At 35.2% G+C, this 1141-nt stretch carries 2 protein-coding genes; both read right to left on the reverse strand.

Features of this window, described 5'->3' with window-relative positions; translation table 11 throughout:
- Positions 1 to 1056 (reverse strand): recombinase family protein (locus tag IC220_RS07770; RefSeq protein ID WP_188153819.1); only part of this gene is annotated, 1056 nt, incomplete at its 3' end.
- Positions 1057 to 1141: DUF2924 domain-containing protein (locus IC220_RS08145; protein WP_188153820.1), on the reverse strand; the 85-nt coding region annotated here is incomplete at its 5' end.

Here is a 1141-nt window from a genome sequence, read left to right on the forward strand (position 1 = left end):
TCTTACTTCCTCTATTACATATTTTTCTACTTCCCCTGCCGCTATTGTTCGATTACTTGATTGGCAGTGCATTCCTCTTATATGATTACGGCATACATAATACCTATAGCTTTTGTTTCTCTTTCTTGTATGTGTTCCTGCCATGCTGACGTTACATGAATGGCATCTTATTACCCCTTTTAATAACATCTCTTCATACCTTAACGCATACTTTGCTTGGCGTGTTCTCCTTATCTCTTCTACTTTATTCCATAGCTCCTCATCGATTATTCCTTCATGTTGTCCTGGGTAGCATTTTTCTTTGTATTTTATTTTTCCTATGTATGTAAAATTCGTTATTATTCCTCTTACTGTTGCTTTTTTGAATTCTCCTCCTCCGTAAATCTTTCCTGATTTTACTTTTCTTTCTTTCACTCTATATCCTTGCCTGTTTATTTCTTTTGCCACTGCTGCCACTGATTTTAGCTCTATGAATCTTTCAAATATATGTTTTACTACTTTTGCCTCCTCCTCATTTATAATTAGTTTTTTTTCTTTAGCATCGTAGCCCAGTGGCACCGCGCCTCCCATCCATAGTCCTCTTTCTTTCGATCCTGCTATTTTTATCCTTATGTGATCTCCTACTGCTTTTCTTTCTCTTTGCGCTATGCCTAAATTTAAATATAACATGAACTCATTGTCTGTACTTTCCTCGTTTAAATACGGTTCCATTACTGAACTAAACCTCACTCGGTTTCTATTAAATTTATCTGATATTACTCGGATAAAATCTACTAGTGATCTTGTCAGTCTATTTAACTTGAAAACTATTACATAATTTACTCTTCCTATTTCTATATCACGCAATAATTCACACAAGGCTGGCCTATCTAGATTACCTCCTGAATACCCTCCGTCATCATATCTTTTTGCTAGTAATTCCCAGCCCTCTTGTTTTTTAGTGTTGAAAAACTTTTCACACTCTGCCCTTTGTGACTCTATGCTGTTAAATGCTTGTTCTAGTCCATCTTCATTTGATTTTCTTGTATAAATTGCACAACGAACTTCTTTTTTCATTTATTCCTTCTCCTTAAAGAATACTAAGCCATTCCAGTGACTACCTGTTATTTTGTTAGCTACTGCAGACAGAGATTTATAAGAC

It is taken from the genome of Wolbachia endosymbiont of Pentalonia nigronervosa (assembly GCF_014534705.1).
In the GTDB taxonomy this organism is placed as follows: domain Bacteria; phylum Pseudomonadota; class Alphaproteobacteria; order Rickettsiales; family Anaplasmataceae; genus Wolbachia.